General features: G+C 66.6%; 19 protein-coding genes and 1 other RNA gene. 11 read left to right on the top strand and 9 right to left on the bottom strand.

Annotated features, from left to right (window positions below; translation table 11 throughout):
* Window positions 1-337 precede the first annotated feature (337 nt).
* The 3 genes from O0J15_RS21905 to O0J15_RS00330 form a co-directional block, all read right to left on the bottom strand.
* On the bottom strand, window positions 338-730 hold the full coding sequence (locus O0J15_RS21905) for a DUF805 domain-containing protein (protein ID WP_369431842.1): 393 nt from the start codon (window positions 728-730) through the stop codon (window positions 338-340).
* A gap of 117 nt (window positions 731-847) precedes the next feature.
* Complete coding sequence (locus O0J15_RS00335; RefSeq protein WP_155028946.1) at window positions 848-1,396, bottom strand: hypothetical protein; 549 nt, start codon at window positions 1,394-1,396, stop codon at window positions 848-850.
* 379 nt (window positions 1,397-1,775) lie between these two features.
* Window positions 1,776-4,175: an autotransporter outer membrane beta-barrel domain-containing protein gene (locus O0J15_RS00330; protein WP_308304892.1), complete on the bottom strand. Its 2,400-nt coding sequence runs from the start codon at window positions 4,173-4,175 to the stop codon at window positions 1,776-1,778.
* 345 nt (window positions 4,176-4,520) lie between these two features.
* On the opposite strand from O0J15_RS00330, the gene O0J15_RS00325 reads away from it, so the two are divergent.
* Window positions 4,521-7,742, top strand: a complete 3,222-nt coding sequence (locus O0J15_RS00325; protein ID WP_308304891.1) for an autotransporter outer membrane beta-barrel domain-containing protein — start codon at window positions 4,521-4,523, stop codon at window positions 7,740-7,742.
* Between the two features lie 192 nt (window positions 7,743-7,934).
* Entirely contained in the window at window positions 7,935-9,956 is a 2,022-nt protein-coding gene (locus tag O0J15_RS00320; protein ID WP_308304890.1) for an acyltransferase family protein, read from the top strand.
* A 100-nt stretch (window positions 9,957-10,056) separates the two neighbouring features.
* On the opposite strand, the gene O0J15_RS00315 is transcribed toward O0J15_RS00320, so the two are convergent.
* The 4 genes from O0J15_RS00315 to O0J15_RS00300 form a co-directional block, all read right to left on the bottom strand.
* Window positions 10,057-11,442 (bottom strand): FAD-linked oxidase C-terminal domain-containing protein, encoded by a 1,386-nt coding sequence (locus O0J15_RS00315; protein WP_308304889.1) that lies wholly within the window; start codon window positions 11,440-11,442, stop codon window positions 10,057-10,059.
* Entirely contained in the window at window positions 11,439-12,056 is a 618-nt protein-coding gene (locus O0J15_RS00310) for a metal-dependent hydrolase (RefSeq protein WP_155028952.1), read from the bottom strand. The genes O0J15_RS00315 and O0J15_RS00310 overlap by 4 nt, the downstream gene beginning before the upstream one ends.
* Window positions 12,057-12,166: 110 nt before the next feature.
* Window positions 12,167-12,535, bottom strand: coding sequence for a YraN family protein (locus tag O0J15_RS00305; RefSeq protein WP_171953429.1), 369 nt, complete (start codon window positions 12,533-12,535; stop codon window positions 12,167-12,169).
* Window positions 12,525-14,246, bottom strand: coding sequence for a penicillin-binding protein activator (locus tag O0J15_RS00300; RefSeq protein ID WP_308304888.1), 1,722 nt, complete (start codon window positions 14,244-14,246; stop codon window positions 12,525-12,527). The genes O0J15_RS00305 and O0J15_RS00300 overlap by 11 nt, the downstream gene beginning before the upstream one ends.
* An 81-nt stretch (window positions 14,247-14,327) precedes the next feature.
* Here O0J15_RS00300 and rsmI point away from each other — a divergent pair, with 81 nt between their 5' ends.
* Window positions 14,328-15,146, top strand: a complete 819-nt coding sequence (rsmI, locus tag O0J15_RS00295) for a 16S rRNA (cytidine(1402)-2'-O)-methyltransferase (protein ID WP_308304887.1) — start codon at window positions 14,328-14,330, stop codon at window positions 15,144-15,146.
* Window positions 15,147-15,301: 155 nt separating this feature from the next.
* Window positions 15,302-15,653, top strand: an RNA gene (gene rnpB / locus O0J15_RS00290) — RNase P RNA component class A.
* Between the two features lie 88 nt (window positions 15,654-15,741).
* Here rnpB and O0J15_RS00285 read toward each other — a convergent pair.
* Window positions 15,742-16,221, bottom strand: coding sequence for a DM13 domain-containing protein (locus O0J15_RS00285; RefSeq protein ID WP_164143945.1), 480 nt, complete (start codon window positions 16,219-16,221; stop codon window positions 15,742-15,744).
* 355 nt (window positions 16,222-16,576) lie between these two features.
* Window positions 16,577-17,329, bottom strand: a complete 753-nt coding sequence (locus tag O0J15_RS00280; protein WP_308304886.1) for an NRDE family protein — start codon at window positions 17,327-17,329, stop codon at window positions 16,577-16,579.
* A gap of 323 nt (window positions 17,330-17,652) precedes the next feature.
* Here O0J15_RS00280 and mraZ point away from each other — a divergent pair, with 323 nt between their 5' ends.
* From mraZ to mraY, 7 genes are read left to right on the top strand one after another with little or no spacing between them, the layout of a single operon-like run.
* Window positions 17,653-18,099, top strand: coding sequence for a division/cell wall cluster transcriptional repressor MraZ (gene mraZ, locus O0J15_RS00275; RefSeq protein ID WP_004143635.1), 447 nt, complete (start codon window positions 17,653-17,655; stop codon window positions 18,097-18,099).
* A gap of 14 nt (window positions 18,100-18,113) precedes the next feature.
* Window positions 18,114-19,082 (top strand): 16S rRNA (cytosine(1402)-N(4))-methyltransferase RsmH, encoded by a 969-nt coding sequence (gene rsmH, locus O0J15_RS00270; protein WP_012479154.1) that lies wholly within the window; start codon window positions 18,114-18,116, stop codon window positions 19,080-19,082.
* A complete protein-coding gene (gene ftsL / locus O0J15_RS00265) occupies window positions 19,079-19,342 on the top strand; it encodes a cell division protein FtsL (RefSeq protein WP_005412242.1) in 264 nt (87 codons plus the stop codon). Before rsmH ends, ftsL begins: the two co-directional genes overlap by 4 nt.
* Window positions 19,339-21,183, top strand: a complete 1,845-nt coding sequence (locus tag O0J15_RS00260) for a penicillin-binding protein 2 (RefSeq protein ID WP_019661067.1) — start codon at window positions 19,339-19,341, stop codon at window positions 21,181-21,183. The genes ftsL and O0J15_RS00260 overlap by 4 nt, the downstream gene beginning before the upstream one ends.
* Window positions 21,180-22,688 (top strand): UDP-N-acetylmuramoyl-L-alanyl-D-glutamate--2,6-diaminopimelate ligase, encoded by a 1,509-nt coding sequence (locus O0J15_RS00255; RefSeq protein ID WP_021203427.1) that lies wholly within the window; start codon window positions 21,180-21,182, stop codon window positions 22,686-22,688. Before O0J15_RS00260 ends, O0J15_RS00255 begins: the two co-directional genes overlap by 4 nt.
* A complete protein-coding gene (murF, locus tag O0J15_RS00250) occupies window positions 22,685-24,079 on the top strand; it encodes a UDP-N-acetylmuramoyl-tripeptide--D-alanyl-D-alanine ligase (protein WP_308304885.1) in 1,395 nt (464 codons plus the stop codon). The genes O0J15_RS00255 and murF overlap by 4 nt, the downstream gene beginning before the upstream one ends.
* Window positions 24,069-25,154 (top strand): phospho-N-acetylmuramoyl-pentapeptide-transferase, encoded by a 1,086-nt coding sequence (mraY, locus tag O0J15_RS00245; RefSeq protein ID WP_019661070.1) that lies wholly within the window; start codon window positions 24,069-24,071, stop codon window positions 25,152-25,154. The genes murF and mraY overlap by 11 nt, the downstream gene beginning before the upstream one ends.
* Window position 25,155: the final 1 nt, after the last annotated feature.

Below are 25,155 nucleotides of genomic sequence, written 5' to 3'. Positions count from 1 at the left end.
CCCACGCACCGCCCGCCATGTAAGCGCGGACAGAATGCCTGCCGACGCCACCCAACAAGGAAAGAGCGACGCCGGCAGGCAAGCGTAACCAACACATCAACCTAACGGGATTGGAAGCCCGTGCCACCCGTTGTCGGTGGCGGTCCATCATTTGCACGCAGCGCCAATGCTGCCAATGAGAAAAGTTGGAAAGTAGAAAAAATACGAATGTTTGCGGCGACGCGGCGAAAGCCGTCAATGCGTGCAGACCGCGACATCACCTGTAGAACCGAGCCTATGCTCGGCTTGTCACGTGCAGCCGAGCGTGTACCCGGCTCTACAAAATACGAAAACGGATCTAGCGTGGTGCTGGTCCATAAAGGTTATCGCCCTCCTGACCAGGGCGAAGCATTTGAAGCAGTACAAAGGCGGGTCCGACGGCAGGGATCATCAATGTAAGGCACATCCACCCAGATTGTCCGAGATCCCGAAATCTGCGCGCGACAAGCGCGTAGAACGGGACGAGGCTGAACACGATGTAGCCAAACCAAACGTATGCAAGCAGATCGTTCAATCGCATGCCTTCTCCCAGGGCGCCAGGCGGAAATCGGCGGGAGCTGTATGCGGCGATACCGATGATCGACAGGCTAACCATGACCTGAAGAAGAAAGAAGAACCAGAACTCGCGTCGTGATGATCGCCCTTTGAAACAGGCGAAAAGACGAAAGGGGCGTAGTGCAAGACTGATCATATTGAAGATGGATGATGGGCCGGTCGCCGAGCGTATCGACCCTGTCTTGAGCATGCGATGCAACAAGTTGCATATTGACCCGTCTTCAACGCCGTCGGGCCGATTGGTGAATCGGTCCTAGCGACGGGTGGGATCGCTTGTCGTGAGCTGGATCTTCTCTGACTTGGCAAAGGCGTCCTGGGCGTCACTCAGCTTCTGAAGATTTGTATCCATGCGCTCGATGGCGGGTTCCAAGCGAGCGAGAATCGATGTGGATTGCTCGGTGGTGTAGCCTTCTGGCAGCTCTGCCATGGTCACCATGATCGAGAACATGTCTTCGACACTCTGCAGTGATGTGAGTAGATGCTGGTGCAGATCCGCTGCCTCGGAGCGATGTGTCATGCGTTCTGCAGCGGTTCGCCTCTCAATGGCGTCCTTGTGTGCATTCTGAAGTCGAAAGCGAAACTTGGAGAGATCATCCCCGTTATCGATTGCTTCATAGAACTCTTCCGCCCATGGGCCGTCGTTCCACGTGTTCACCGTGCCGACCGTGCTGTTCCACTTCGCTACGTTTTCCTCCAGATAGCGGTCATTTGGATAAACGTAGCCGCGCGTATGCGGGCGGGCATCGCATGCCGTAAGAAGGCCAATAGATAGAAGCAGGAAGAGGCTGGTCGCGCATTTCATGTGAGGTACCAGTGGCTAGGGAAGATGGCTGAAGCCTGGCGTGGATAGATGGGCCAAGAAGTGCTGCGATGCACGACTCCGCACTCGGGGATCCAGTGGGACGCGAGTCTATGAGCGGAGACGTGCGGCGCTCAAGGTCAGAAGCGACAGTGGGTTGTTGTCGCGGTTGAATCGTGGGCATCCCCAGAGGCGGGCTATGAGTCATGGCCTCTCTCACGCGTAGGGGGGGCGCTTCAGGCGAAACGTTGACGTCATGTGATCACTGAGGAAAGTGTGGCTCCCCGTCGGCAGGAGATGGCCTGAGGGCCTTTCAATCCAAGTCCGGTGCCGAAATACAAGAACGGCGCCGGAATCATCCGGCGCCGTGCATGTTTCTACATTACCAGCGGTACGACATGCTCAGATTGGCCGTGGCTTCGCGATACCCATGGTCACCCCGCATCACGCCGAAGCCACCCCACGCACTCAGCCCGGAACGGAAGTCCACGCGCGCGCCGGCATTCAACTCGTAGCGGTTGCGCGGCACGCTGGCCTTCAGTGCTTCATCATCAAACGCCATGCCGTTGCTGGCGCCGTCGCGGTACCAGTTGGCCACCACATACGGGCTGACCGACGCACCGGCGGCACTGCGGCCTTCGCCCTGCAGGCGCAGGCCCACGCGGCCGGACAGGCCGCTGTCGCCCAGGCTGCGCACCACCGTGCCGTTGGTTTCCTCGTGGCGGTCGGTGTTGGCATCGGTGTAGACCAGCTGCAGTTCCGGCTGCAGGCTCAGCACGGTATTGCCGATCTGGCCGATGCCGAACCGGTAGCCAGCTTCCAGCGACGACTGCCAGATGTCCGAGTCGTAGCGCTCTTCGGCCAGGCCTTCGCCCTGCACGCGGTTGCGGAACTGGCCGCGCTGCACGCTGGCATCCACATACAGTGCATCGGTGCTCCAGTTGCCGTACACGCCCAGCGCACCGCCGTTGACCTTGCCGCGTGCGCTGTAGCCGGTCAGCTGCGAACGCGAAGTGGCATCGGACTTGGCCAGCGTGCCCATCACGCCCACGCGGCCCTGGCCGCTGTCGAACACACCGATGTCGGCGCCCAGCTGCAGGCGCGAGCGGTCCACGCGCAGGTCCAGCTGGTCTTCCACGGCAGACAGTTTGCTCTGCGTGCCGTCCACGCGGGCCCAGCCACGCACGCCATCAACGGCGGAGGTGTTGCCGCCCTGGCGGTCGCGCCAGCCGTGGCGCAGCATCTGGTCCATCACGAACTGGTTGGCCAGGTAGGCGCCGGCTTCCGGGCGCAGCACTGGCGTGGGGTCAACCGGATCGACCGGGTCCACCGGATCGACCGGCGTGCACTCCGGCAGTGTGGGGTCCACCACGCACGGGTCCGGCGTGCCGGCCAGCTCCGAGCGCAGGTACCAGCCGCCGTTGGTCGCGTCCTTGAACAGGAAGTACTCGTACTGCCCGCCCACCGCACGGCCCTGCAGGTCGAACCGCGCATTGGACGCACCGCCCACGCGGATCAGTTCGATGCCCTTGTCGGTCTTCGCACCGGCACCGCCAGCGTTAAGCACGCGCACGTTGGCCTGGCCGTTGGCATCGCCCTTGATGATCAGTCTGTCGGTGGCCGAGCTGTCGTCTCCCAGCTGGGTGTTGAACAGCAGGGTGCCGCCGGCGCCATCGAAGGTATCCACGGTAAGGGTGTTGAACGTGCTGCCATTACCCAGCGCGGCGGTGCCGGTGTTGCCCAACGCCAGATGGCCGACAGTGCTGTCGCCGGTCATCAGCCAGGTGCTGTCGCTGTCGATGCTGGCCGAGGTAACGTTGATGAAGCGGCCGTCGATCTGTGCCTTGTTGCGCAGGAAGACGTCGAGGCTGCCAGTGACGCTGGTGGGTTCGAAGTTCACGTTGCCGGCCAGGCGCGCGTCGTCTACGTTGAAGGTGACATCGGCTCTTGCACTCATCGCGCCGGTGGCCGTACGCACGTCGAGCAGATTTCCATTGCCGCCTGCCAGCTGTGCGCCGTTGGCTACGGTGATCTCGTAGTCCGCTTCATAGCCACCAGGCATCACCCAGACGGCGGCATGGTTGCCAGACTGCACCACGCTGTCATCAATGCGCACCGCAATGGGCCTGTTCACTCCAGAAACCGCCGACAGAAGGACACCCGCGTTGTCCGCACGGATGCTCGACCCATTGCGGATTTCCGCTTGGCCCTGCATCAGGCGCACGCCGTGGCCGTTGTTGAGGATGGGGGCACCGGAAACCTCATCCACATCGATCAGGGTATTGTCGATGTAGGCGCGTGCATCGTCAGAGGCATAGCCAAATACATTAGACAGATCCACACCCCAGCTCCCTCGATCGCCAGGTTGAATTGCCGCGCCCCAGCGCACGATGATCTGGCTGTTGCGGATGGTGGCGCTGGCGTGTTCCGTGATCGACAAGCCCGTGTTGAACACACTGGTGTTGGCCGTGAGCGTGGAGCTGCCGTCTAGGCGAACACCCACAGGTGCGGACTCAGCGGGACCCCGGTTGACCGTAGCCTGCTCCAGTTCGATGGTGGAGTCCGTGGCATCAATTTGGTAGCTCGCTGCGCCGTCGCGCAGCGTCAGCTTCGAGCCATTCCTCAGCGTCCAGGCTTCCACAGGATCACCTGCGGTCACTTCGGCCTGCTGGTTGTCCAGGTCGCCTGCAAAGGCAGCAGCCATCGGTGCGGTGGCCAGGGCCAGCAGCAGGCTGCGGGCCAGCGGTCGCAGCGACGGAGTACGGTCGGGTGAATTGCGCATGGTGAGTCCTCGGGATCGAAAGCGGATGGGACTGCGCACTGCGATGACCTGGATCCCCCGTTCAGGTTGATGGCGTATACGCCAACGTTGTGTGAAGGCGGGGTGATCCGGGCTAATTGCGACAGTGCGTGTCTGGAACGGAGCCCAGTGTTCCAGCCACGCCCGGGCGATCCCATGCAATTTGTTGCAAAGCTCGCTTGACCTCCGGCGTGCGGCGGGGGGCCGTTCAGGCAGGCTCCTCGCAGCTGCTACGAACCGCCGCACCTGTGGCGGAACGCAACGAATTCGATAGCCCCGGGGGTGTGGCGTCCCGAGCATATCCGGCACTTTTTCCGGAGCCTTGCCATGCACTTTCCGCTTCCGCGCCGCAGTACCCTCGCCCTGGCGCTGGCCACCGTACTTTCCACAACAGCGCCGGTGCTGGCGCAGCAGGTGGTTGCCGACGGCGACGAGCAGACGCCCGCTGCCGGTGATTACAGCACCACCGAGCCGGTGGACGCGGGCAGTACCGCGGGTTATGCCTTCCATGCGCTCAATGGCGGCAGCATTCTTCCCGCCGGTGAGGTCAATCTGCGCACGGAAGGCAATGGTGCGGCCGCGGCGAGGGCGCAGGGTGCGGGTAGTCTGATCCGCTTGGACGGGGGCACCATCACCACCCTGGGCAGCAGTGCTGCAGGTGTGTCGGTGGTGGACGGCGGCCGGGTCGAACTGAGCGGCACCCAGATCGAGACCCTCGGGCGGTCGTCAGTGGGCATCGCGGCGTCCCGGGCCAGCGTGTCCGCGACGGGGGTCGGCATCGTCACTCATGGCGCCGGCAGCCACGGCGTGCAGGTGAGCAATGGCGACCTTGCGCTGCGCGACAGCCATCTGCAGATCAACGGCGATGCCAATGGCATCCATATGCAGGGCAGCACCGTGACGGCTGAGAACCTGCGCATCGAACAGAACGGCGCGGGCCACGCGCTGTGGATTGCCATGGGTTCGGACGCGGTACTGCGCAACGTCCAGATCAGTGCCAGTGGCGCGGGCGCGAACGGTGCGCTGGTGGCGATGGGCAGCAAGGCGGTGTTCGAAGATCTGCGGATCGATCTGGGTCATGAGCGCTCCGGCATCGGGTTGGATGTGGGAGGCGACGTCGAAGTCCATGGCGGCGCCATCCACGCGCGCGGTGAGTACGCCAGCGCAGTCAGTTTCGCCACGGGAGGTGGAGGTACGCTGCTGCTGGACGGTGTTGATCTGTCCGGGCATTTCGGCATCAACATGACCGAAGGTTCTGAACTGACCCTGCGCAACAGCCAGCTGGTCAGTGAGAGCACCGGCATCGACATCAACCAACGTGATGGCGAGGCCAGCGTGGAAGGATCGGTCATCACCGCGCGCGATGGCATCGCCGTGCGTCTGATGAATGAAGGCAAGCTCGACATCGAGCGCTCGCAGATCACCGCCGAGGGCGACCGTTGGCAGGCGGTTGCGTTGTACGCGGGTACCACGCAGATCGGCGCCAGCCAGCTGCGCACACTGGGCCTCAATGGGCATGGGCTGTATGTGCAGGGCGGGCCTGGGCAACGGCCATTGGCTGAGGTCAGCGGCAGCGACATTCTGACCGAAGGCGATGGCGCCATCGGTGCAATTGCGCGCCTGGGTGGCACCGTGCATTTGGCCGACAGTGTAGTGCGCACCACCGGCATCAATTCACACGGTGTGCTGTCTGGCGGCACGGGCGAAATGACGCTGAGCAACACCCATGTGCGCACCGAAGGCGAGGGCGCGTGGGCGGCGGTGATCAATGACAACGGGCGGATGCGCATCGACGGTGGTTCGCTGGTGAGCGCCCAGCATGGCGGTGTATGGCTGCGCAGCAGCCGCGATGCAGGCCTGACCCTGTCCAATGGCGCGCTGGTATCGGGCGGCAACGGCATCGCGCTGGCACTGGATGCCGCAGTGGCCGGACGCTTCGATGTGGTGCTGGAGAGCGGCTCGCAGATGGAGGGCGACATTGTCATCACGCCGGAGGATGAGGACGCGGGATTGCCGCCACAGTCCGACGTGCACGTGCGGCTGGCGGATGGATCGCTCTGGCAGGGTTCGTCGGGTCTGGTGCAGACGATGGCGATCGAGAGCGGCAGCCAGTGGACACTGGCCGGTGATGCCACGGTGGGCGAGCTGCAGGTGCTCAACAGTGGCGTGGCATTGTCCGACGGCAGTGGCCGATTCAACACGCTCACCGTGGACGGCGATCTGCACAGCGAGGGCGCGACGTTCCTGTTCCAGGGCGCGCTGGCCGGCGACGACAGCGCGATGGACCGCCTGCACGTGCGCGGCGACACCTCCGGCGATGCGCTGATCGCGGTGAAGAACATCGGTGGGGTGGGTGCGCAGACAAAGGATGGCATCCAACTGATCGAGATCGACGGTGCATCACTGGCGAGCTACGCACTGAGCGGCCGCGCGGTGGGCGGATCGTACGAGTATTTCCTGTTCAAGGGGGGCGTGACGGATCCCACCGATGGCAACTGGTATCTGCGTTCGCAATGGTTCGATGTCTGCCAGGACAACCCGGCTGCGCCGGGGTGCGCGGTCGATCCGGGCCCGGATCCGATCGACCCGACGGATCCGGTGGATCCAATCAATCCGATCCTGCCGCCGCCGGTACTGCGCCCGGAAGCCGGTGCCTATCTGGCAAACCAGTCAGCAGCCATCAACATGTTTTCCCATCGTATGAACGACCGCATCGGGGCCGTATCGCTGGATGAAGGCCGTGCCGCGTGGGCGCGTGTGGGCCGGCAGCAGGCGGACTTCAGCGCGGTCGGCGGTCAGCTGTCGATCGACGGCAACACCTCGGTGCTGCAGATCGGCAGTGACCTGGTTCGCCGAGGCAATGCAGCGTTCGGCGTGATGTTGGGCACGGGGCGTGCTGACAGCAGTGCAGTGTCCGATCTGACCGGCTACAGCGCCAAGGGGCGGGTGCGTGGCAGCGCGGTGGGTGTGTACGGCACCTGGTTGCAGGCGGCTGACGGCACGCAGGGCGCGTACATGGATGCGAACCTGCAGTACGGCCGCTTCGATAACCGGGTGCAGGGCATCGGCCTGGCGCCGGAGCACTATGATTCGCGCATGGCCAGTGTGTCGCTGGAGACCGGCTACACCTTCAACGTGTGGCAGGGCAGCGCCAGCGCGCTGTACGTGCAGCCGCAACTGCAGCTGAGCCATGTCGATTTCCGCGCCGATCGCCACGTGGAGAGCAACGGCACGGTGATCGACCACGCCGATGCCGGTGGCCTGAGCGGGCGCCTGGGCGTGCGTGTGTTTGGCCATGGCACTGCAGCCGACAATGCCGTGCAGCCGTACCTGGGCGTGAACTGGCTGCGTGGCAGCGGCGCCAGCACGTTTCAGTTCAACGGTGACACGCTGGGCGCGGACGTGCCACGCAACCGTTACGAGGTGCAGGCCGGTGCCGAGCTGAAGCTGGGCCAGCGCTGGGGTGCGTGGGGTGGCCTGTCCGTGCAGCGCGGCGACCACGGTTACCGCAACGTGGGCGGCCAGCTGGGCCTGCGCAAGGCCTGGTAAGCGGGCGTGCAGCGGGGTCGGATCCCATTGCCTGGGCAATGGGCTCTGACCCCGCTGCTGCTGTAGAGCCGAGCCCATGCTCGGCTCAACGCGATGTGGACGAAGGGCAGCCGAGCAGGGCTCGGCCCTGCAGTGGCCCACAGGCTGCATCGAACCTAAACACACACCCGCCCTGTCGCGATCGTCCATTGAATGATTGCGCAAACGGTGGCGATGCTGCCGGATCGCTCGCTGCCGGTCACCCGCATGTCCCCTCCCGAACGTTCCCACAATGCGGCCATTGACGGCCTGCGTGCATTGGCGGTGCTGGCCGTTGTCCTGTTCCACACCAACGCCACATGGCTGCCCGGCGGCTTCACCGGCGTGGACCTGTTCTTCGTGGTGTCCGGCTTCGTGATCAGCCAGTCGTTGGCGTCGCGCACCAACGCATCACTCGGCGCACTGCTGCTCGACTTCTACCGTCGACGCGTGCTGCGCCTGTTGCCGGCGCTGCTGGTAATGCTGATGACCACCTTCGTGCTGTCGGCGCTGTTCATTCCCCGCGCGTGGCGCAACGAGCAGTTCGACCAGACCGGCTGGGCCGCGCTGGTCGGCTTCAGCAACATCGTGCTGGCTGGGCAGCAGGACGACTATTTCTCACCCGGCGCCGAACTCAACCCGTTCCTGCACACGTGGACGCTGGGTGTGGAGGAGCAGTTCTACCTGGTCTTCCCGCTGCTGTTCTTCGTCTGGCTGCGCGGACGTGAGCGCTGGCCGTGGTCGCGTTGGCTGTTGCCGGTGCTCACCGCGCTGTCGCTGGCGTGGGCAGGTTGGCAGGCGCAATCGGCACCAGCGGCAGCGTTCTATCTGCTGCCTGCGCGGTTCTGGGAGCTGGCCGCAGGCGCGCTGCTGTACCAGTGGATGCGCATGCGCACGCCGGGCCAGAACGCTGACATGGTCGCAGTGGTCGGTCTGGCGCTGCTGGCCGCAGGTGCGCTGATCGCCCCGCAGCTGGCGATGCCGGTGCCGGGTGTGCTGGCGACCGTGGCCGGTACCCTGCTGCTGTTGGCGAGCGTGTCGACAGCGGGGTCATCGCGCATCGCCCGCGCGCTGGGCTGCGCACCGCTCGCCTACCTGGGGCGCTTGTCCTATTCGCTGTACCTGTGGCATTGGCCGTTGCTGGTGCTGCTGCGCTGGACCTACGGCCTGCACGGTGCTGCGCTGTGGCTGTATCCGGTACTGCTGCTGGCGGTGTCGGCCGCGTCCTACCACTTCGTCGAACGCCCATTGCGCCGTGCAGCGCCCGTGCTGCGGCTGGCACCGGCCAAGGTGCTGGCGATGGCGTTGCCGGTGGTGGCGCTGTGTGGCGCGGGTGCCTGGGCCACCGTGGAGTACCACGAGCAGGTCTCGCTGAGCGTTACCCGTGACGGCTATGCATGGCAGGCGCGGCGCTACCCGGCATGGCGTCCGCTGGAGCCGGTGAGCGCGCCGGCGCTCGAAGGGCGGCGGCTGTTCGTGGTGGGGGATTCGCACGCGGCGGCGTATCGCACCATGACCAGCATGGTCGCGCGCCAGACCGGCATGGAGGTGCGCCAGCAGGATCGCGGCGGCTGCAGCTTCGTCAACCTGCTGCGGGCCAGCCCGTACGACTGCCAAGGCTTCATTGAGGACGCGTTGTCGACCATCGAGCGCGAGGCGCGCCCGGGTGACATCGTGGTGCTGGCGGCCTTGCGCATGCCGGAGCTGCGCGGATTCGACTGGCAGCGGCAGGATGCACAGGAAATCTATCGTCAACTGCTTGCCGAGCGCACCCCGACCAATGCGCAGGCCGCGCGTGATGAGGCTGATCGTGTTCTTGGACGTCTGCAGAAGCTGGGCGTGCATGTGGTTTTGGATGCGCCGCTGCCGTTGTTCAAGGCCGGTGCGTACCGCTGTTCGGACTGGTTCAACCGCCGCAACCCGGCTTGTGCCGGGGGCCTGAGCATGCCGCGCGCTGATCTGGAGAGGCTGCGAGCGCCGCAGATGGCGTTGCTGTCCGAACTGGCAGCGCGCTATCCATCGCTGACGGTGTGGGATCCACTGCCGCTGCTGTGTGGGCCGCAGACCTGTTCGGCCGTGGAAGAGGGCGGACCGTTGTTCTTCGACAACGATCATCTGAGTGGGCATGGCAACCGCGTGCTGCTGCCCAGCTTCCGGCAGACCCTGAGCGATATCGCGAACGACAAGCCTTTGTAGAGCCGAGCCCACGCTCGGCTGCTCTTCGTTCCGCAGGCGGGAAGTCCGCGCTGCGCGCGGTGAGCCGAGCATGGCTCGGCTCTACAGGAGTGCGCGCGATCTATGCCGGCGGCAGCACCTTGCCCGGGTTGAGGATGCCATCCGGGTCCAGCGCGGCCTTGATCGCACGCATCGTCACCAAGGTAGCCGGGGTGAGGGCCTGCGCCATGAAATCGCGCTTGGCCAGGCCGATGCCGTGCTCGCCCGACAGCGTGCCGCCCAGTGCCAGGGTCAGCTCGAAGATCTTCGGCAGCGCGGCATGCGCGCGCGCGTTTTCGTCGGCATCCTCCGGATGGTAGAGGATGTTGACGTGCAGGTTGCCGTTGCCGGCATGGCCGAAGGTGACGATGGTGAGTCTGTAGTCACGCGCCAATGCCTGCACGCCAGCCACAAGCTCTGGAATGCGCGACACCGGCACCACCACGTCTTCATTGATCTTGCCCGGCGCGACGCTGCGCAGTGCCGGCGACAAGGCCTTGCGTGCGGCCCACAGCTGGTCGCGTGCGCGCCCTTCCATCGCCACGTCCAGTTCGATCATGCCGTCGCCTTCAGCGGCGCTGGCCAGCGCCTGCAGCAGATAGGGCAGGGTGTCGTAGTCACCATCGGCTTCCACCAGCAGCATCGCGCCAGCGTCGGGTACTTCCGCACCGTTGAGACGTAGCAGCTCAAGGCTGCGGGCATCCATGAATTCCAGGCGCGTGGGTACCACCGGCTGCGACATCAGCCGTGATACGGCGGCCGCGGCCGCATCGGCATCGCGGTACAGCACACGCAGGCCGGCCTGGCTGACCGGCAGCGGGGTGAGCTTGAGGGTGGCTTCCACGATCAGTGCCAGCGTGCCTTCGCTGCCGACCAGCAGGTGGGTGAGGTCGTAGCCGGTGGAATCCTTGGTGTAGGCACCACCGCAGCGGATCACCTCACCGGTGCCGGTCACCGCCACCAGGCCGAGTACGTTGTCGCGGCTAGTGCCGTACTTCACCGCGCGTGGGCCACCGGCGTTGCAGGCCAGGTTGCCGCCCACACTGCAGATCTCCGCGCTGGACGGGTCCGGCGCCCAGAACAGGCCATGCGGGGCCAGCGCCTGCTGCAGGGTTCCATTGAGCACGCCCGGCTGCACCACCGCGCAGCGATCACCGGCGAGGATCTCCACGATGCGGTCCATGCGGGTGAACGACAGCACGATGCTGCCCGGCAACGGCACGGCCGCGCCGGTGGTGCCGGTGCCCGCGCCGCGCGCGACCAGTGCCACGCCATGCGCACGGCAGGCACGCACCAGCGCCTGCACCTGTTCGATGCTGGCGGGCAGCGCGACGGCGGCAGGGCGCTGGTGGCGCCACGAGTTGTCCTGTGCGTTCGCCTCCAGCGCGTTGTCATCCATGCGCCAGCCATCGGCACCCAGCAGGGCGGACAGTTCGGCAACCAACGCGGCGGGCAGGACAGTACTCATGATGGATCTCGCGGGACAGCAGGGGCGGGTTGGATCAGTTTCCAGGCAACAACGGCGCCGGCCAGCGGCAGCCAGACCCAGCGCAGTTCAGAGAGCAGGGTGGCGATGCCGCGCGCGCTGAAGAACTGTGGCGCGAACGGTGACACGCGGATCGGTCGCCACGGTGCGAAGAAGCGTTGTTCGCTCCACGGCCAGGCGAGGGCAACGCCGAGGCCACCGGAGGTCATCGCATCCAGCAGTGGATGGCTGGCGGCGCAGACGAAGACGAATGCAGCGGCTTGTACGGTAGATGCCAACCTTGGTTGGCACAGAAGCGCCGACCAAGGTCGGCGACTACCGGAGCTGTGCTGCGCCGACCATGGTCGGTCGCTACCAAAGAACGCCAACACCGCGGCCAATGCAGCCAGCACGCCGGCAAACAGCAGTGAATGACTGGCGCCACGATGGCCGAACGCATCGGCGTAGGGAATGTGCAGCGCGAAGGCCAGTACATCGGCATCGGGCAGCATGGCGGCGATCACGCCGGCCGCAAGCAGGCGCGGCGGGATGCGGCCACGATCAGCGGCGCACCACAGCGCCAACGGCACAGCGGCATGGGTGATGATCGAAGGCATCAGTCACGCACCATGGTCGTGCCGGCCAGGCTGCGCGCTGGTAGGTGCCAACCTTGGTTGGCACAGAAGCGCCGACCAAGGTCGGCCTCTACCAAAGCGGACGGTAGCCATCAGCAATCATCCAACCGGAACGCATCGCGCAGCCACTGCAACTGCGGCGGCTCGCCCGTAGCTTCCACCACATCAAAGCGGCACGGCGCATCGGCCAGCGCGGGATTGTCCTGCAGGTACAACAATGCGGCATGTGCCAGGCGCCGACACTTGCGCACATCCACCGAGGCCGCGCCGCCACCGAAATCGGATCGCGCGCGATAGCGCACTTCCACGAACACTACGGTGCCGGCATCGTCCATCACCAGGTCCAGTTCACCGCCGCGATAACGCACGTTGCGCGCACGCGGCCGCAGTCCGGCCCGTTGCAGATGCTGCTCGGCGGCGGCTTCCACCGCCGAGCCACGTTGGCTGCGCTCAGCGACCACCGACGATCGGCATCGGCCGGCCGCCATTGAAGGTCGACCAGGCCGGCTGGCGCAGGATGTTGCCATTGCTGTCCAGGAACAGGGTGCCGGTGGCACCGTCCAGGCCGCCTTCGTTGGACAGCTTGTCCAGGTAGGCGGTGATCTTCCAGGCATCGGCGCCGAAGGCGAACAGGCGGCCGGCCGCACCGCGTGCGCTGGGCAGGGTGCTGGCGACCTGGCTGGCCGAGGGCAGGCCGGACACGCTGCGCACGTTCCAGGCTTCGTTCGGGTAGACGATGCCGTCCAGCGCCACGTCTTCTTCCACCTTGCCGCTGCCGACGGTCAGCTGCGAGGTGCCAACGCGGGTGGCGCCACCGGCACCGGCCAGCGCCAGCTGCGGCGCCAGCAGGCGGGCCTGCGGCGCGCGCACGGCGAGGAACACGGCATCGACCTGGCCGGCATTGCGCACCTGCGCACCGACATCGCCAACCGCGTCGCTGACGCCGACGGTGGCCACCACCTGGCCACCGCGCTGCGCGAAGCGCTGGGCGAAGGCGGCGGCGGCACGGCGGCCGGTATCGTCGGCGCTGTTGATCACCAACGCCTTGCCGCGCTCGCGGCCGCGCAGATATTCGGCAGCGACGATGCCGTCGTCTTCCGGTGCCAGCGAGAAGCCGGCGCTGCCGGCCGGCGGCGCGTCCTTGCCACGGTTCAGGGCCAGCACCGGCACCTGCAGCTGCTGGCGGCCGTACACGGCGTCCACTTCGTCGCGGCCCAGCGGACCGACTACGAAGTCGGCACCGGAGGCGACGGCCTTGTCATAGGCGGCCAGGGCGCCGGCCGGGGTGCCGGCGGTGTCGAAGAAGTTGATGTCCGGGCGGCGGCGGCTTTCACCGTAGTAGGCGCTCAACAGGCCATCGCGCACCGGCTGTGCGGCAGTGGCCAGGCGGCCGCTGAGCGGCAGCAGCACGGCCAGCTTGGCCGGCGGGCGGTAACCGTCGCTCATCGCCGGCGGGCGCTTGCTGGTGTCGAACTGGGCGGCGCCATCGCGGTCGAACGGGCGCGGCAGCGGCAGGCCGCGCGCGATCAGTGCGCGGCCGGCGAAGTTGTACAGCGGGTCGTTGGCCGGCAGGGCAGCGGCACGGCTGCGCAGGGTGGCATCGTCAAGCGTACCGAGCAGACCGGCGATGGCGGCCTGGTTCTCGCTGCGCGCGCTGCCGGTCAGGCTGGCGTGGGCGCGGGCGCGCTCGGTGGCGGCACCGAAGGCATCGCCGGTGCCCTGCAGCGCGTTGGCGCGGGCTACGTGCCAGCGCGTGCGCAGCGCGGGGAAGACGTTGTCGCCCTGTTCCTTCAGCAGGGCCAGGGCCTGCGTCGGCTGCTTGTCGGCCAGTGCCAGCTCGGCGCCGGTCAGCTGGTAGCGCTGCAGGCTGGCGCCGGACAGCTGGCGGGCGGTGAGCTGGCCAAGCAGGCTGCGCGCGCGGGCACTGTCGCCGGCCAGGTGCCAGGCCCAGGCGGCATCGGCCAGGGCGTTGCTGCGGGCGCCACCTTTCAGGGTTGCGGCCAGCGCTTCCAGCTGCAGGGCGGCGTCGCGCGGTTTGCCTTGTTCGATCAGCGCCAGCGCCTGGCTCTGGGCCGGCGATTCGGGCGCGCTGGTCAGGCTGGTGGTGGCACAGCCGGCCAGCAGCATCAGCGATAACGACAGGGCGGAGATCCGTGCGGCGGGCTTGTTCATGATCGGGTCCATGCGATGAGGGCAGCGGCCTTGGCCGGGTACACGCTACGATTCTACCCTTGCCCCGTGAGTACCGCTGAAATGAGTGTGCCAACCCTGTACGTCGTCGCCACCCCGATCGGCAACCTGGCCGATCTGAGCCCGCGCGCGCAGGAGGTGCTGCGTTCGGTGGCGGCCATCTGTGCCGAAGACACCCGCCGCAGCGGCCAGCTGCTGTCCCATTTCGGCATCCAGCAACCGCTGGTGGCCCTGCACGAACACAATGAAGAGGCCCTGGCGCAGCGCCTGGTTTCGCGATTGCAGGCCGGCGAGTCGCTGGCGCTGGTCAGCGATGCCGGTACCCCGCTGGTCAGTGACCCCGGTTTCCGCCTGGTGCGTGCCGCGCGCGCGGCGGGTATCAAGGTCAGCCCGGTGCCCGGTGCCTGCGCCGCCATCGCCGCGCTGAGCGTGGCCGGCCTGCCCAGCGACCGTTTCAGCTTCGAGGGTTTCCTGCCGGCCAAGGCCAGCGGCCGCCGCGACCGCCTGCAGGCGCTGGCCGGCGAAGTGCGCACGATGGTGTTCTACGAATCCTCGCACCGTATCGCCGAGTCGCTGGCCGACATGGCGGCGATCTTCGGCGGCGAGCGCCCGGCGGTGCTGGCCCGCGAGCTGACCAAGCTGTTCGAGACCGTGCTCGACGGTGACCTGGCCGGCCTGTTGGCGAAGGTGGAAGCTGACGAGAACCAGCGCAAGGGCGAGTTCGTGGTGATGGTGCAGGGCGCCGGCGACGATGAGGAAGCGCTGCTGGCGCATGGCCGCCGCGTCTACGCCAAGCTGAGCGAGCATCTGCCGCCGTCGACCGCCGCGAAGCTGGCCGCGGAACTGACCGGTGCGCCGCGCAAGGCGTTGTACGGCAGTTGATCGATCGTGCGGACCAAGGTCCGCACCCACCAGAGCGGAATCCGCACCCACCAGGGCAGCGGCATCGGTAGATCCACGCCACGCGTGGATGGATGAACCGGACGCCGCGATCGGCACGGCAGGAAAGGCGTGCGTACGCTAGAATGCGCGCTGGCGGAGTCGGCCAGACAGTCGCGTCATCCCTTCGGGGGTGCCGAGGAAAGTCCGGGCTCCATAGGGCAAGGTGCCAGGTAACGCCTGGGCGGCGCAAGCCGACGGAAAGTGCAACAGAAAGATACCGCCTACGTCTTCTTCGGAAGGCCGGTAAGGGTGAAATGGTGCGGTAAGAGCGCACCGCGAGTCTGGCAACAGACCGGCACGGCAAACCCCACCTGGAGCAAGACCAAATAGGGATCCTTTGGCGCGGCCCGCGTTGGATCCGGGTAGGTTGCTTGAGCGTTGCGGTGACGTAACGCCTAGAGGAATGACTGTCCACGACAGAACCCGGCTTATCGGCCGGCTCCGCCTCTTTCTTCTTCCATGCATGGCGTGGATCTACCGTGATTGCGGGGTCGGATCCCTTTCCGGAGGAAAGGGATCCGACCCCATGCCTTGCTCAGCCCGGCGTACGGTACTGTCCGGCGGAAATGAACTGCGAGAAGCGCTCGCACCACACCACTACGGTGGTGTAATCGTCCACGTTGACGCTTTCAGGCACGTCCACCAGGAAACGGTTGAAGGTCTTCACCTCGCCGATGCGCTGGGCCTGCGCCTTGACCTTCAGGAAGTCGGCCTTGTTGTCGACGAAGTCGCGGACCAGGTACACCTTGTAGTCAGGGCCCGGGCCCATCTTGCCGTCAAAAGCGACCTGACCCGAGCTGACGCTGATCTTGCCTTCCGCCCAATGCACTGCATCGCTGCCCTTGAGGTCTCGGCGAAACGTGGTGCGGTAGGGGGCCTCATCCATGGCGGCCTGCACCTGCGCGACTGGTGGATCATCGGGGGCGATCAGGATCGGCAGGAAGTAGACGCCCAGGCCGAAGCCCAGGCCGAGGGCGAGCAGGTGGGTGGCGAGCAGGATGAGGATGCGGCGCATGGGGCCTCCTTGGGGTTGCGGTCGATCGCGCGGCGGGGTGCCGGGCGCGACCACCCTGGGAGGTCAGGGCCGACATTTATAGACACAGTGCCGAATGCGAAAAGGGCACAGTGGGCGGGCTGCGATACCGAGCCCCTGTGGCACGGGCGGATCGCGGTCGCGGCTGGAAGCTGAATGACGTTTCAGGCCCGCTGCGATGACGGCTGCCGTCGCGTGGATCGCGACAGCGCGCTGTGGGTAGTGCCGGCCGCTGGCCGGCAGCTTCATGGCGAATCCGAGCATCCAAAGGTTGCCGGCCAGCGGCCGGCACTACCCCGCTGGCAAGAGAATCCGCCCAGTGGCCGGGACGGCCGGGTCAGAAAATGACGTGGCTTTGTCCGCTCGGTGCACCCTGCGGGCCGAAACGGCGTTCGTGGATCTCGCCGTGGCCGTCGGCGTCGATCAGCAGCACCGTGCTGGCGCGGGTGCCATAGTCGTCGCCGCGGATGAAGGCCGGGCTCAGCCAGCGCTCGCGTTCCAGCCCGATGCCGGTGTCGGGCAGGTCGCTGTCGGCGGGGCGATGTTCGTCCGCCAGGGCGGCCCAGAGCGGGGTCAGGTCCTCATCGCCGGCCTCGAACCAGGCTTCAAGCGCAGCCATCAGCCGCCGGGTCTTCGGCCAGGGCGCGTCCAGCGCGCCGTTGGACATGCCATGCACGCCCGGGCCCAGGCGCTGGCGCTCGGCAGGGTGGTTGCCCAGGAACTCCAGGCTGTTGCTATCGGCCAGCAACAGGTTGAAGGGCGCATACGCGCCCGCAACGGTCGCCAGCCGGTCGATATGCACGGCGGCCGGGTCGCGGCCGCGCAGGAAGTCGGCCACCAGCGCGCCCCGGGAAGGACCGGTCTGGGCGGCCAGCGGATCACGGACATTGGTGACCACGGCCATGCGTCCGCCCGCACCGACGCCGGCCCAGCCGCCGCCGGAGCGCAGGTCGCGCCCCCCGATGACGGAGGTCTCATCTTGCCAGGGGGCCAGCGCCGCTGTCGGGCGGGCGTGGAACTCATCACGGTTGCCGGTCATTACCAGCCGCCAGCGCGGGTGGTGCATCCAGCCAAGAGCGAGCAGGCACATGGCCTCATTGTGCACGGTTTGCGCAGTCTGGCGCCGCTTCCTGCCCGTCCCGGATGAATGCGCGAGCGATGTTTCACGCTCTGTCCACACCCCTGAACTTCCGTTCAATCTCAAAAATTGAGACGGATCAGCAACTTGTGGATAAGCCTTGAACAATTCTCTAAAGGTTGTTGCAAGCCATTGATGCGGCTGGCGATTTCCCCGCTGAAAAGTTGTTGACAACCCTTCGCCCGCTGCTAAGGTGGGCATCAGAGGGAAATCCGGGTGTTTTGTGGGTTTTCGTGGTTCAATGTTTCACCGGGCGAAGGATAGGTGCACGCGTCGTGTTCCAGGGCGAGACGGCCATCACAGTTGACGATAAAGGGCGCATGGCGGTTCCCACCGCTTACCGCGACCTCGTCGCGCGCGCCAGCAACAACCGTCTCGTGCTGACCTACAACCCGTTCGAAGCCGGCTGCCTGTGGCTGTATGCAGAGTCGGAATGGGAGCGGGTCCGCGACGACGTCATGTCCAAGCCCAACACCCAGCGCGTCGTGCGCCTGTTGCAGCAGAAGCTGGTCGGCTCGGCCGCCCATCTGGAACTGGACGGCAACGGTCGCATCAGCATCCCCGCCAGCCACCGCGGTGCGGTGGGCATTGAAAAGAAGGCGGTATTGCTCGGTATGGGCGACAAGTTCGAATTGTGGAGCGAGCAGGCGCATCGGGCCCTGATCCAGCAGACGTTGTCTGACGAGGATCTGGGTGATGGGTTGCTCGACCTGAAGTTGTGAGCCGGGGTGCCCGGATGCGCCCAGAAGCGCAGACCGGTCACCTTCCGGTGTCGCAGTCGCCGGCGGTGCACCTGCCGGTCCTGTACACCCAGGTCCTTGAAGGCCTGAGGGTGATCGAAAACGGACGTTATCTGGATGGCACGTTCGGTCGTGGCGGTCATGCACGTGGCGTGCTCACCCAGCTCGGTCCCGAGGGGCGCCTGCTGGTCATGGACAAGGATCCGGAAGCCATCGCCGTTGCCGAGCGCGATTTCGCGCCGGACCCGCGCGTGTCCATCTTCCGTGGCAGCTTCGCCCAGCTGCTGCAGTGGGATGCGACGGCCGAAGGCCTGGACGGCGTGCTGTTCGACCTCGGCGTGTCGTCGCCGCAGCTGGACGTGGCCGAACGTGGCTTCAGCTTCGGCAAGGACGGCCCGCTGGACATGCGCATGGATCCGGACAGTGGTGAAAGCGCCGCGCAGTGGATCAACCGCGTGGAAGAGCGCGAGATCGCCGATGTGCTGTGGACCTACGGCGAAGAGCGCCAGAGCCGCCGCATCGCCCGTGCCATCGTGGCCCGCCGTGAGAAGCAGCCCTTCTCCCGCACCGCCGAACTGGCCGAGCTGATCGCCTCGGTGATGCCGCGTGGGAAAGACAAGATCCACCCGGCCACGCGCAGCTTCCAGGCCATCCGCATCCACATCAACCGCGAGCTGGCCGATCTGGAGGCCGGGTTGGATGCCGCCGTGGAACGGCTCAAGCCCGGTGGCCGCCTGGCGGTGATCAGCTTCCATTCGCTGGAAGACCGCATCGTCAAGCAGTACATGAACCGCCTGGCCAAGGCGCCGCCGGCCAACCGCCGCCTGCCCGAGGCGGTCGCGTTCGTGCCGACGCTGGACCTGATCGGCGGTGCCATCAAGGCCACCGACGAAGAGCTGGCCGCCAACCCGCGTGCCCGCAGCGCCGTGCTGCGCGTGGCGCAGAAGCGGGAGGCCGACGCATGAGCCGGTTGCTGCTGATCATCCTGCTGGCTTCCACCGTGGCCTCGGCGATCGGCGTCGTGTTCGTGCGTCATCGTCACCGGCAGACGTTCATCGAACTGTCGCGCGCCGAGCGCAAGCGCGATGACATCAACCTGGAGTTCGGTCGCCTGCAGCTGGAACAGGCCACCCTGGCCGAAGCCAACCGTGTCGATCGCATCGCCCGCGAGAAGCTCGGCATGAAGTTCCCCGAGGCCGCCGACATCGTGGTGGTGCGGCCATGAGCAAGACCGGCCGCAACCGCCCGCGCAACGCCTTCAACCTGCGCCAGCGCCTGCGCTGGGTCGCGCTGGCGCTCGGCCTGTGCTCGGTGTCGCTGGTCGGTCGTGCCGCCTACGTGCAGATCATCAACAGCGACTTCTACCAGCGCCAGGGCGAGGCCCGTTACCTGCGCGAGCTGCCGATCAAGACCTCGCGCGGCATGATCACCGACCGCAACGGCGAGCCGCTGGCGGTGTCCACCCCGGTCGCCTCGATCTGGGTCAATCCGCAGGACCTGCTGCGTTCGCCCGAGCGCATTCCGGAGCTGGCCCAGGCGGTCGGCATGTCTGTGGATGAGCTGAGCAGCCGCCTGTCGCAGAAGTCGGACAAGGAATTCATGTACCTGCGTCGCCGGATCAATCCGGACGAGGCAGAAAAGGTGGTCGCGCTGAAGATTCCGGGCGTGGCCGCGCAGCGCGAGTTCCGCCGCTTCTACCCGCAGGGTGAGGCGATGGCGCACGTGCTGGGCTTCACCAACATCGACGACCGCGGCCAGGAAGGCCTGGAGTTGGCGTTCGACGAATGGCTGCGCGGCAAGGCCGGTGCCAAGCGGGTGATCCGCAACCGCAAGGGCGAGACCGTCGAAAGCGATCTGCTGCGCGCCGCCGAACCGGGCAAGGACCTGACGCTCAGCATCGACCGCCGCATCCAGTACCTGGCGTTCAAGGAACTGCGCAACGCGCTGGTGGCCAACAAAGCGGCCGGCGGTTCGATGGTGATCATGGACGTGAACACCGGCGAGATCCTGGCCATGGTCAACCTGCCCACCTACAACCCGAATTCGCTGACCGGCGCGCTGCCCGATGCGCGCCGCAACCGTGCGGTGACCGACCTGGTCGAGCCGGGTTCGACGATGAAGCCGTTGACGATTGCCACGGCGCTGCAGGCTGGTGCGGTGACCAAGGACACCATCATCGATACCAACCCGGGTTACATGCAGGTGGCCCGCTTCACCATCCGCGACGTGCCGCGCAACAACGGCGTGCTGAACGTAACCGGCGTGATCACCCGCAGTTCCAACATCGGCGCGGCCAAGGTCGCGGCAAAGATGCCGGACCAGGTGTTCTATGACGGCGTGCGCCGTTTCGGCTACGGCTCGGTGCCGCACAGCGGGTTCCCGGGTGAATCCGGTGGCGTGGTGCGGCGCCCGGCCAACTGGGACGGTGCCACCAAGACCACCATGTCCTACGGCTACGGCCTGAACGTGACACCGCTGCAGATCGCCACCGCCTACTCGGCGCTGGCCAATGGCGGCAAGTTGATCGCGCCGACCTTCGTCAAGGGCCAGCGCAACGAAGCGCATCAGATCATCGACGAGAGCGTCGCCAGGCAGGTGGTGGCGATGATGGAAACGGTGGTCACCCAGGGCGGCGCCAAGCAGGCAGCGGTGCTGGGTTACCGCGTAGCCGGCAAGACCGGTACCGCGCGCAAGACCGGCCCGGGTGGTTACGAGCGTGGCCATTACAACGCGCTGTTTGCCGGTGTGGTGCCGGCCACCAACCCGCGCTTCGCCACCGTCATCGTCATCAACGATCCGCAGGCCGGCAAGTTCTACGGCGGCCTGGTGTCGGCGCCGGTCTATCACAACGTGATGGAAGGCACACTGCGCCTGATGGACGTGCCGCTGGATGACCTGCAGTCGTGGCTGGCCGCACAGCAGTCCGGCAAGGTCGGCCACTCGGCCTCGATCCTGCCCGCGCCGCCGGCCGAGACCGCGCTGCCGGTGGATGCCGCCGCTGAATTCGATGCTGCGCTGCCGAGCGCGCACGCCCAGACGCCCCCCGTTACGGGAGGCACGCAATGAGTCCTTCGATGTTGCTTTCGCAGTTGCTTCCGGACGTGGCCCTGGCGGGCCATGATCCCGTTCTGACCGGGCTGGCGCTGGACAGCCGCGCCGTGCGTCCCGGCAATGCCTTCGTCGCCATCGCCGGTTTCGGCGCGCATGGCCTGAACTTTGTCGAGCAGGCCCGCGCGGCCGGTGCCAGCGCCATCCTGTTCGAGCCCCCGGCACCGGCCGAACTGCCGGCGCCAGCCGATGCGATCGCCGTGCCGGGCCTGCGCGCACGCATGGGTGCGATGGCCGACCAGTTCCATGGCGCGCCGTCGCGGGCGATGGCGATGGTGGGCGTGACCGGCACCAACGGCAAGACTTCCACCGTGCAGCTGCTGGCCCAGGCCTGGCACCTGCTCGGAACGCCCAGTGGCAGTATCGGCACGTTGGGCGCCGGACTTTATGGTGCGGTCGAGCCGACCGGTTTCACCACGCCGCTGGTGCTGCAGATGCATGCGCTGCTGGCACAGCTGCGCGACGCCGGTGCGCGCGCGGTGGCGATGGAGGTCAGCTCGCACGCACTGGACCAGGGCCGCGTCGATGCCGTGCACTACGACGTGGCGGTGTTCACCAACCTCACCCGCGATCACCTGGATTACCACGGCGACATGGCCAGCTACGGCGCGGCCAAGGCGCGGCTGTTCCATCGCCCGGGCCTGAAGGCAGCGGTGATCAATCTGGACGACGCCTTCGGTCGCCAGCTGTTCGCCGTCCTGCCGGTGGGCGTGCAGCCGATCGGCCTGAGTTCGCGTGGTGCCAGCGATGCCAGCGTGCGCGCCGAAGCGTTGCAGCTAGATGGTCGTGGCATTGCGTTTGAACTGGTCATCGACGGCCAGCGCGCGGCCGTGCATTCGCCGCTGCTGGGCCGCTTCAATGTGGACAACCTGCTGGCGGTGGCCGGTACCCTGCATGCGCAGGGCCAGCCGCTGCCGCGCATCGCCGAGGTGCTGTCGGCGCTGCAGCCGATCCGCGGCCGCATGAACCGCCTCGGCGGCGAGAATGGCCTGCCGACCGTGGTGGTCGACTATGCACATACCCCGGACGCGCTGGAACAAGCGCTGGGCAGCCTGCATGGTCACTTGCAGGGTACGCTGTTCTGCGTGTTCGGCTGCGGCGGCGAGCGTGACACCGGCAAGCGTCCGCAGATGGCCGCGATCGCCGAGCGCCTGGCCAACCAGGTCATCGTCACCGACGACAACCCGCGTGGCGAAGACGGTGACGTGATCGTCGCCGACATCCTGGCCGGCTTCCAGAATGCCGATGCCGTGACCGTGCAGCGCAGTCGCGCGCGTGCGATCGGCCTGGCGGTGAAGCGTGCCGGTGCCGGCGACATCATCCTGATTGCTGGCAAGGGCCACGAGCCGTACCAGGAAGTGAACGGTGTGCGCCATGACTTCGACGACACCGAGGTGGCTGCCGCTGCACTGGCGGCCAAGGCCGGTGTACTAGAGGCGCAGGCCGGGGAGGGTGCCGCGTGAAGCGCACTCTGCTTTCGCTGATCGCCCACTGGGCCGGCGGTGAGATCCACGGCGACGACGTGGCCATCGACGCGGTCAGCAATGACACCCGCAGCCTCGGTCCGGGCAGCCTGTATGTGGCGCTGCGCGGCGAGCGCTTCGACGGCCATGACTTTGCCGCCGACGCACAGGTGCGCGGTGCCAGCGCGCTGCTGGTCGAGCGCCTGCTGCCGGTCGAGCTGCCGCAGGTGCTGGTGGCCGACAGCGAGCTTGCACTGGCGAAGATCGCCACCGGCATGCAGCGTGACCGGGACACCGAGGTGTTCGCGATCACCGGCAGCAACGGCAAGACCAGCGTGAAGAGCCTGCTGCTGTCGATCCTTCAGCAGGTGGCCCAGCACGCCCACAAGGTGGTCTACGCCAACCCGGGCAACCGCAACAACGAGATCGGCCTGCCGCTGGCGGTGATCGATGCGCCGGAAGATGCCGACTACGCCGTCTACGAGATGGGCGCCGGCAAGCCGGGTGATATCGCCTACCTGACCGAAATCGCCCGCCCGCGCTATGCCCTGGTCAACAACATCGCCCCGGCACACCTGGAACGCATGGGCAGCCTGCTTGGCGTGGCGGTGACCAAGGGCGCAATCTATGCCGCACTGCCGGCCGATGGCGTGGCGGTGATCAACGCCGACGATGCCTACGGCCGCTGGTTCGAACAGCATTTCGTCGGTACCCCGGCACGCTGCCGCGTGCTGCGCTACGGCCTGGAACATACTGCTGATGTGACCGCGCGCGACATCCGCGCAGGTGCGCAGGGCAGCCAGTTCACCCTGGTCTCGCCGGCCGGCCAGGCTCGCGTGGTGCTCGGCCTGCCGGGTCGCCACAACGTCAGCAATGCGCTGGCTGCCGCCAGCCTGGCGCTGTCCGCCGGTGTCGATCTGTCGCTGATCGCGGCTGGCCTGGCCGAGGCGCAGCCGGTACCGGGCCGCCAGATTGCCCATCTGCTGCGCAATGGCGCGGTGCTGGTGGACGACAGCTACAACGCCAATCCCGGTTCGCTGGCCGCGGCCATCGACGCCCTGGCCGCCGCGCCGGAAGAGGGCTGGCTGGTGCTGGGCGACATGCGTGAGCTGGGTCCGGACGCCGGAGCGCTGCACGCGCAGGCCGGGGTCCGCGCGCGGTCGGCCGGCCTCAAGCGCCTGTATGCGCTGGGCCCGCTCAGCGCCGCTGCCGCTACCGCTTTCGGCGAAGGCGGCCGTCATTTCGCCACCCATGACGCGCTGTCGAAGGCGCTGAAGGACGAGCTGCACGCCGGCGTGCGCTGCCTGGTCAAGGGTTCCCGTGGCAGCGCCATGGACACGATTGTCAAAGCGCTGCTGGCGCAAGGAGAGGAATCCCCGCATGTTGTATGAACTGGCTCGATGGTTGCAGCAGTTGGAGAGCCTGTTCGGGCTGTTCAACTACCAGACGTTCCGCGCCATCCTTGCCGCGCTGACGGCCCTGTTCCTGTCGCTGTGGCTCGGCCCGGCGATGATCCGCAAGCTTGCCCAGTTCAAGGGCGGCCAGCCGATCCGCAAGGACGGTCCGCAGACCCATTTCTCCAAGGCCGGTACGCCGACCATGGGTGGCTCGCTGATCCTGCTGACCGTCACCCTGTCGGTGCTGATGTGGGCCGACCTGCGCAACCGCTACGTGTGGCTGGTGCTGGCAGTGATGCTGTGCTTCGGTGCCATCGGCTGGTATGACGACTGGATCAAGATCGTCCGCCGCGACCCGAACGGGCTGAAGTCGCGCTGGAAATACCTGTTGCAGTCGATCTTCGGCCTGGCTGCTGGCCTGTTCCTGTTCCATACAGCCGACGTGCCGGCAGCGCTGACCTTCTACATCCCGATGTTCAAGTCGGTGGCGCTGCCGCTGGCCGGCATCGGCTTCGTGGCCATCGCCTACTTCTGGATCGTCGGCTTCTCCAATGCGGTGAACCTGACCGACGGCCTGGATGGGCTGGCGATCATGCCGACCGTGCTGGTGGCCTGCGCGCTGGGCGTGTTCGCCTACGCCTCGGGCAACGTAGTGTTCGCCAACTACCTGCAGATCCCGCAGATCCCGGGGGCCGGCGAACTGGTCATCATCTGCGCGGCCATCGCCGGCGCGGGCCTGGGCTTCCTGTGGTTCAACACCTATCCGGCCATGGTGTTCATGGGCGACATCGGCGCGCTGGCGCTGGGCGCGGTGCTGGGCACCATCGCGGTGATCACCCGCCAGGAGCTGGTGCTGGTGATCATGGGCGGCGTGTTCGTCATCGAGACGCTGTCGGTGATGATCCAGGTGGCCTCGTTCAAGCTGACCGGCAAGCGCGTGTTCCGCATGGCGCCGATCCACCACCATTTCGAACTGAAGGGCTGGCCGGAGCCGCGCGTGATCGTGCGCTTCTGGATCATCTCCGTCGTGCTCGTGCTGATCGGCCTGGCCACGTTGAAGGTGCGCTGAG

Origin of the sequence: Stenotrophomonas sp. Sm10 (genome assembly GCF_030985515.1) — a bacterium.
Taxonomy (GTDB): domain Bacteria; phylum Pseudomonadota; class Gammaproteobacteria; order Xanthomonadales; family Xanthomonadaceae; genus Stenotrophomonas; species Stenotrophomonas hibiscicola.
The sequence above is the reverse complement of the archived record's forward strand: the minus strand, read 5'-3'. Positions and strand labels throughout refer to the sequence as shown.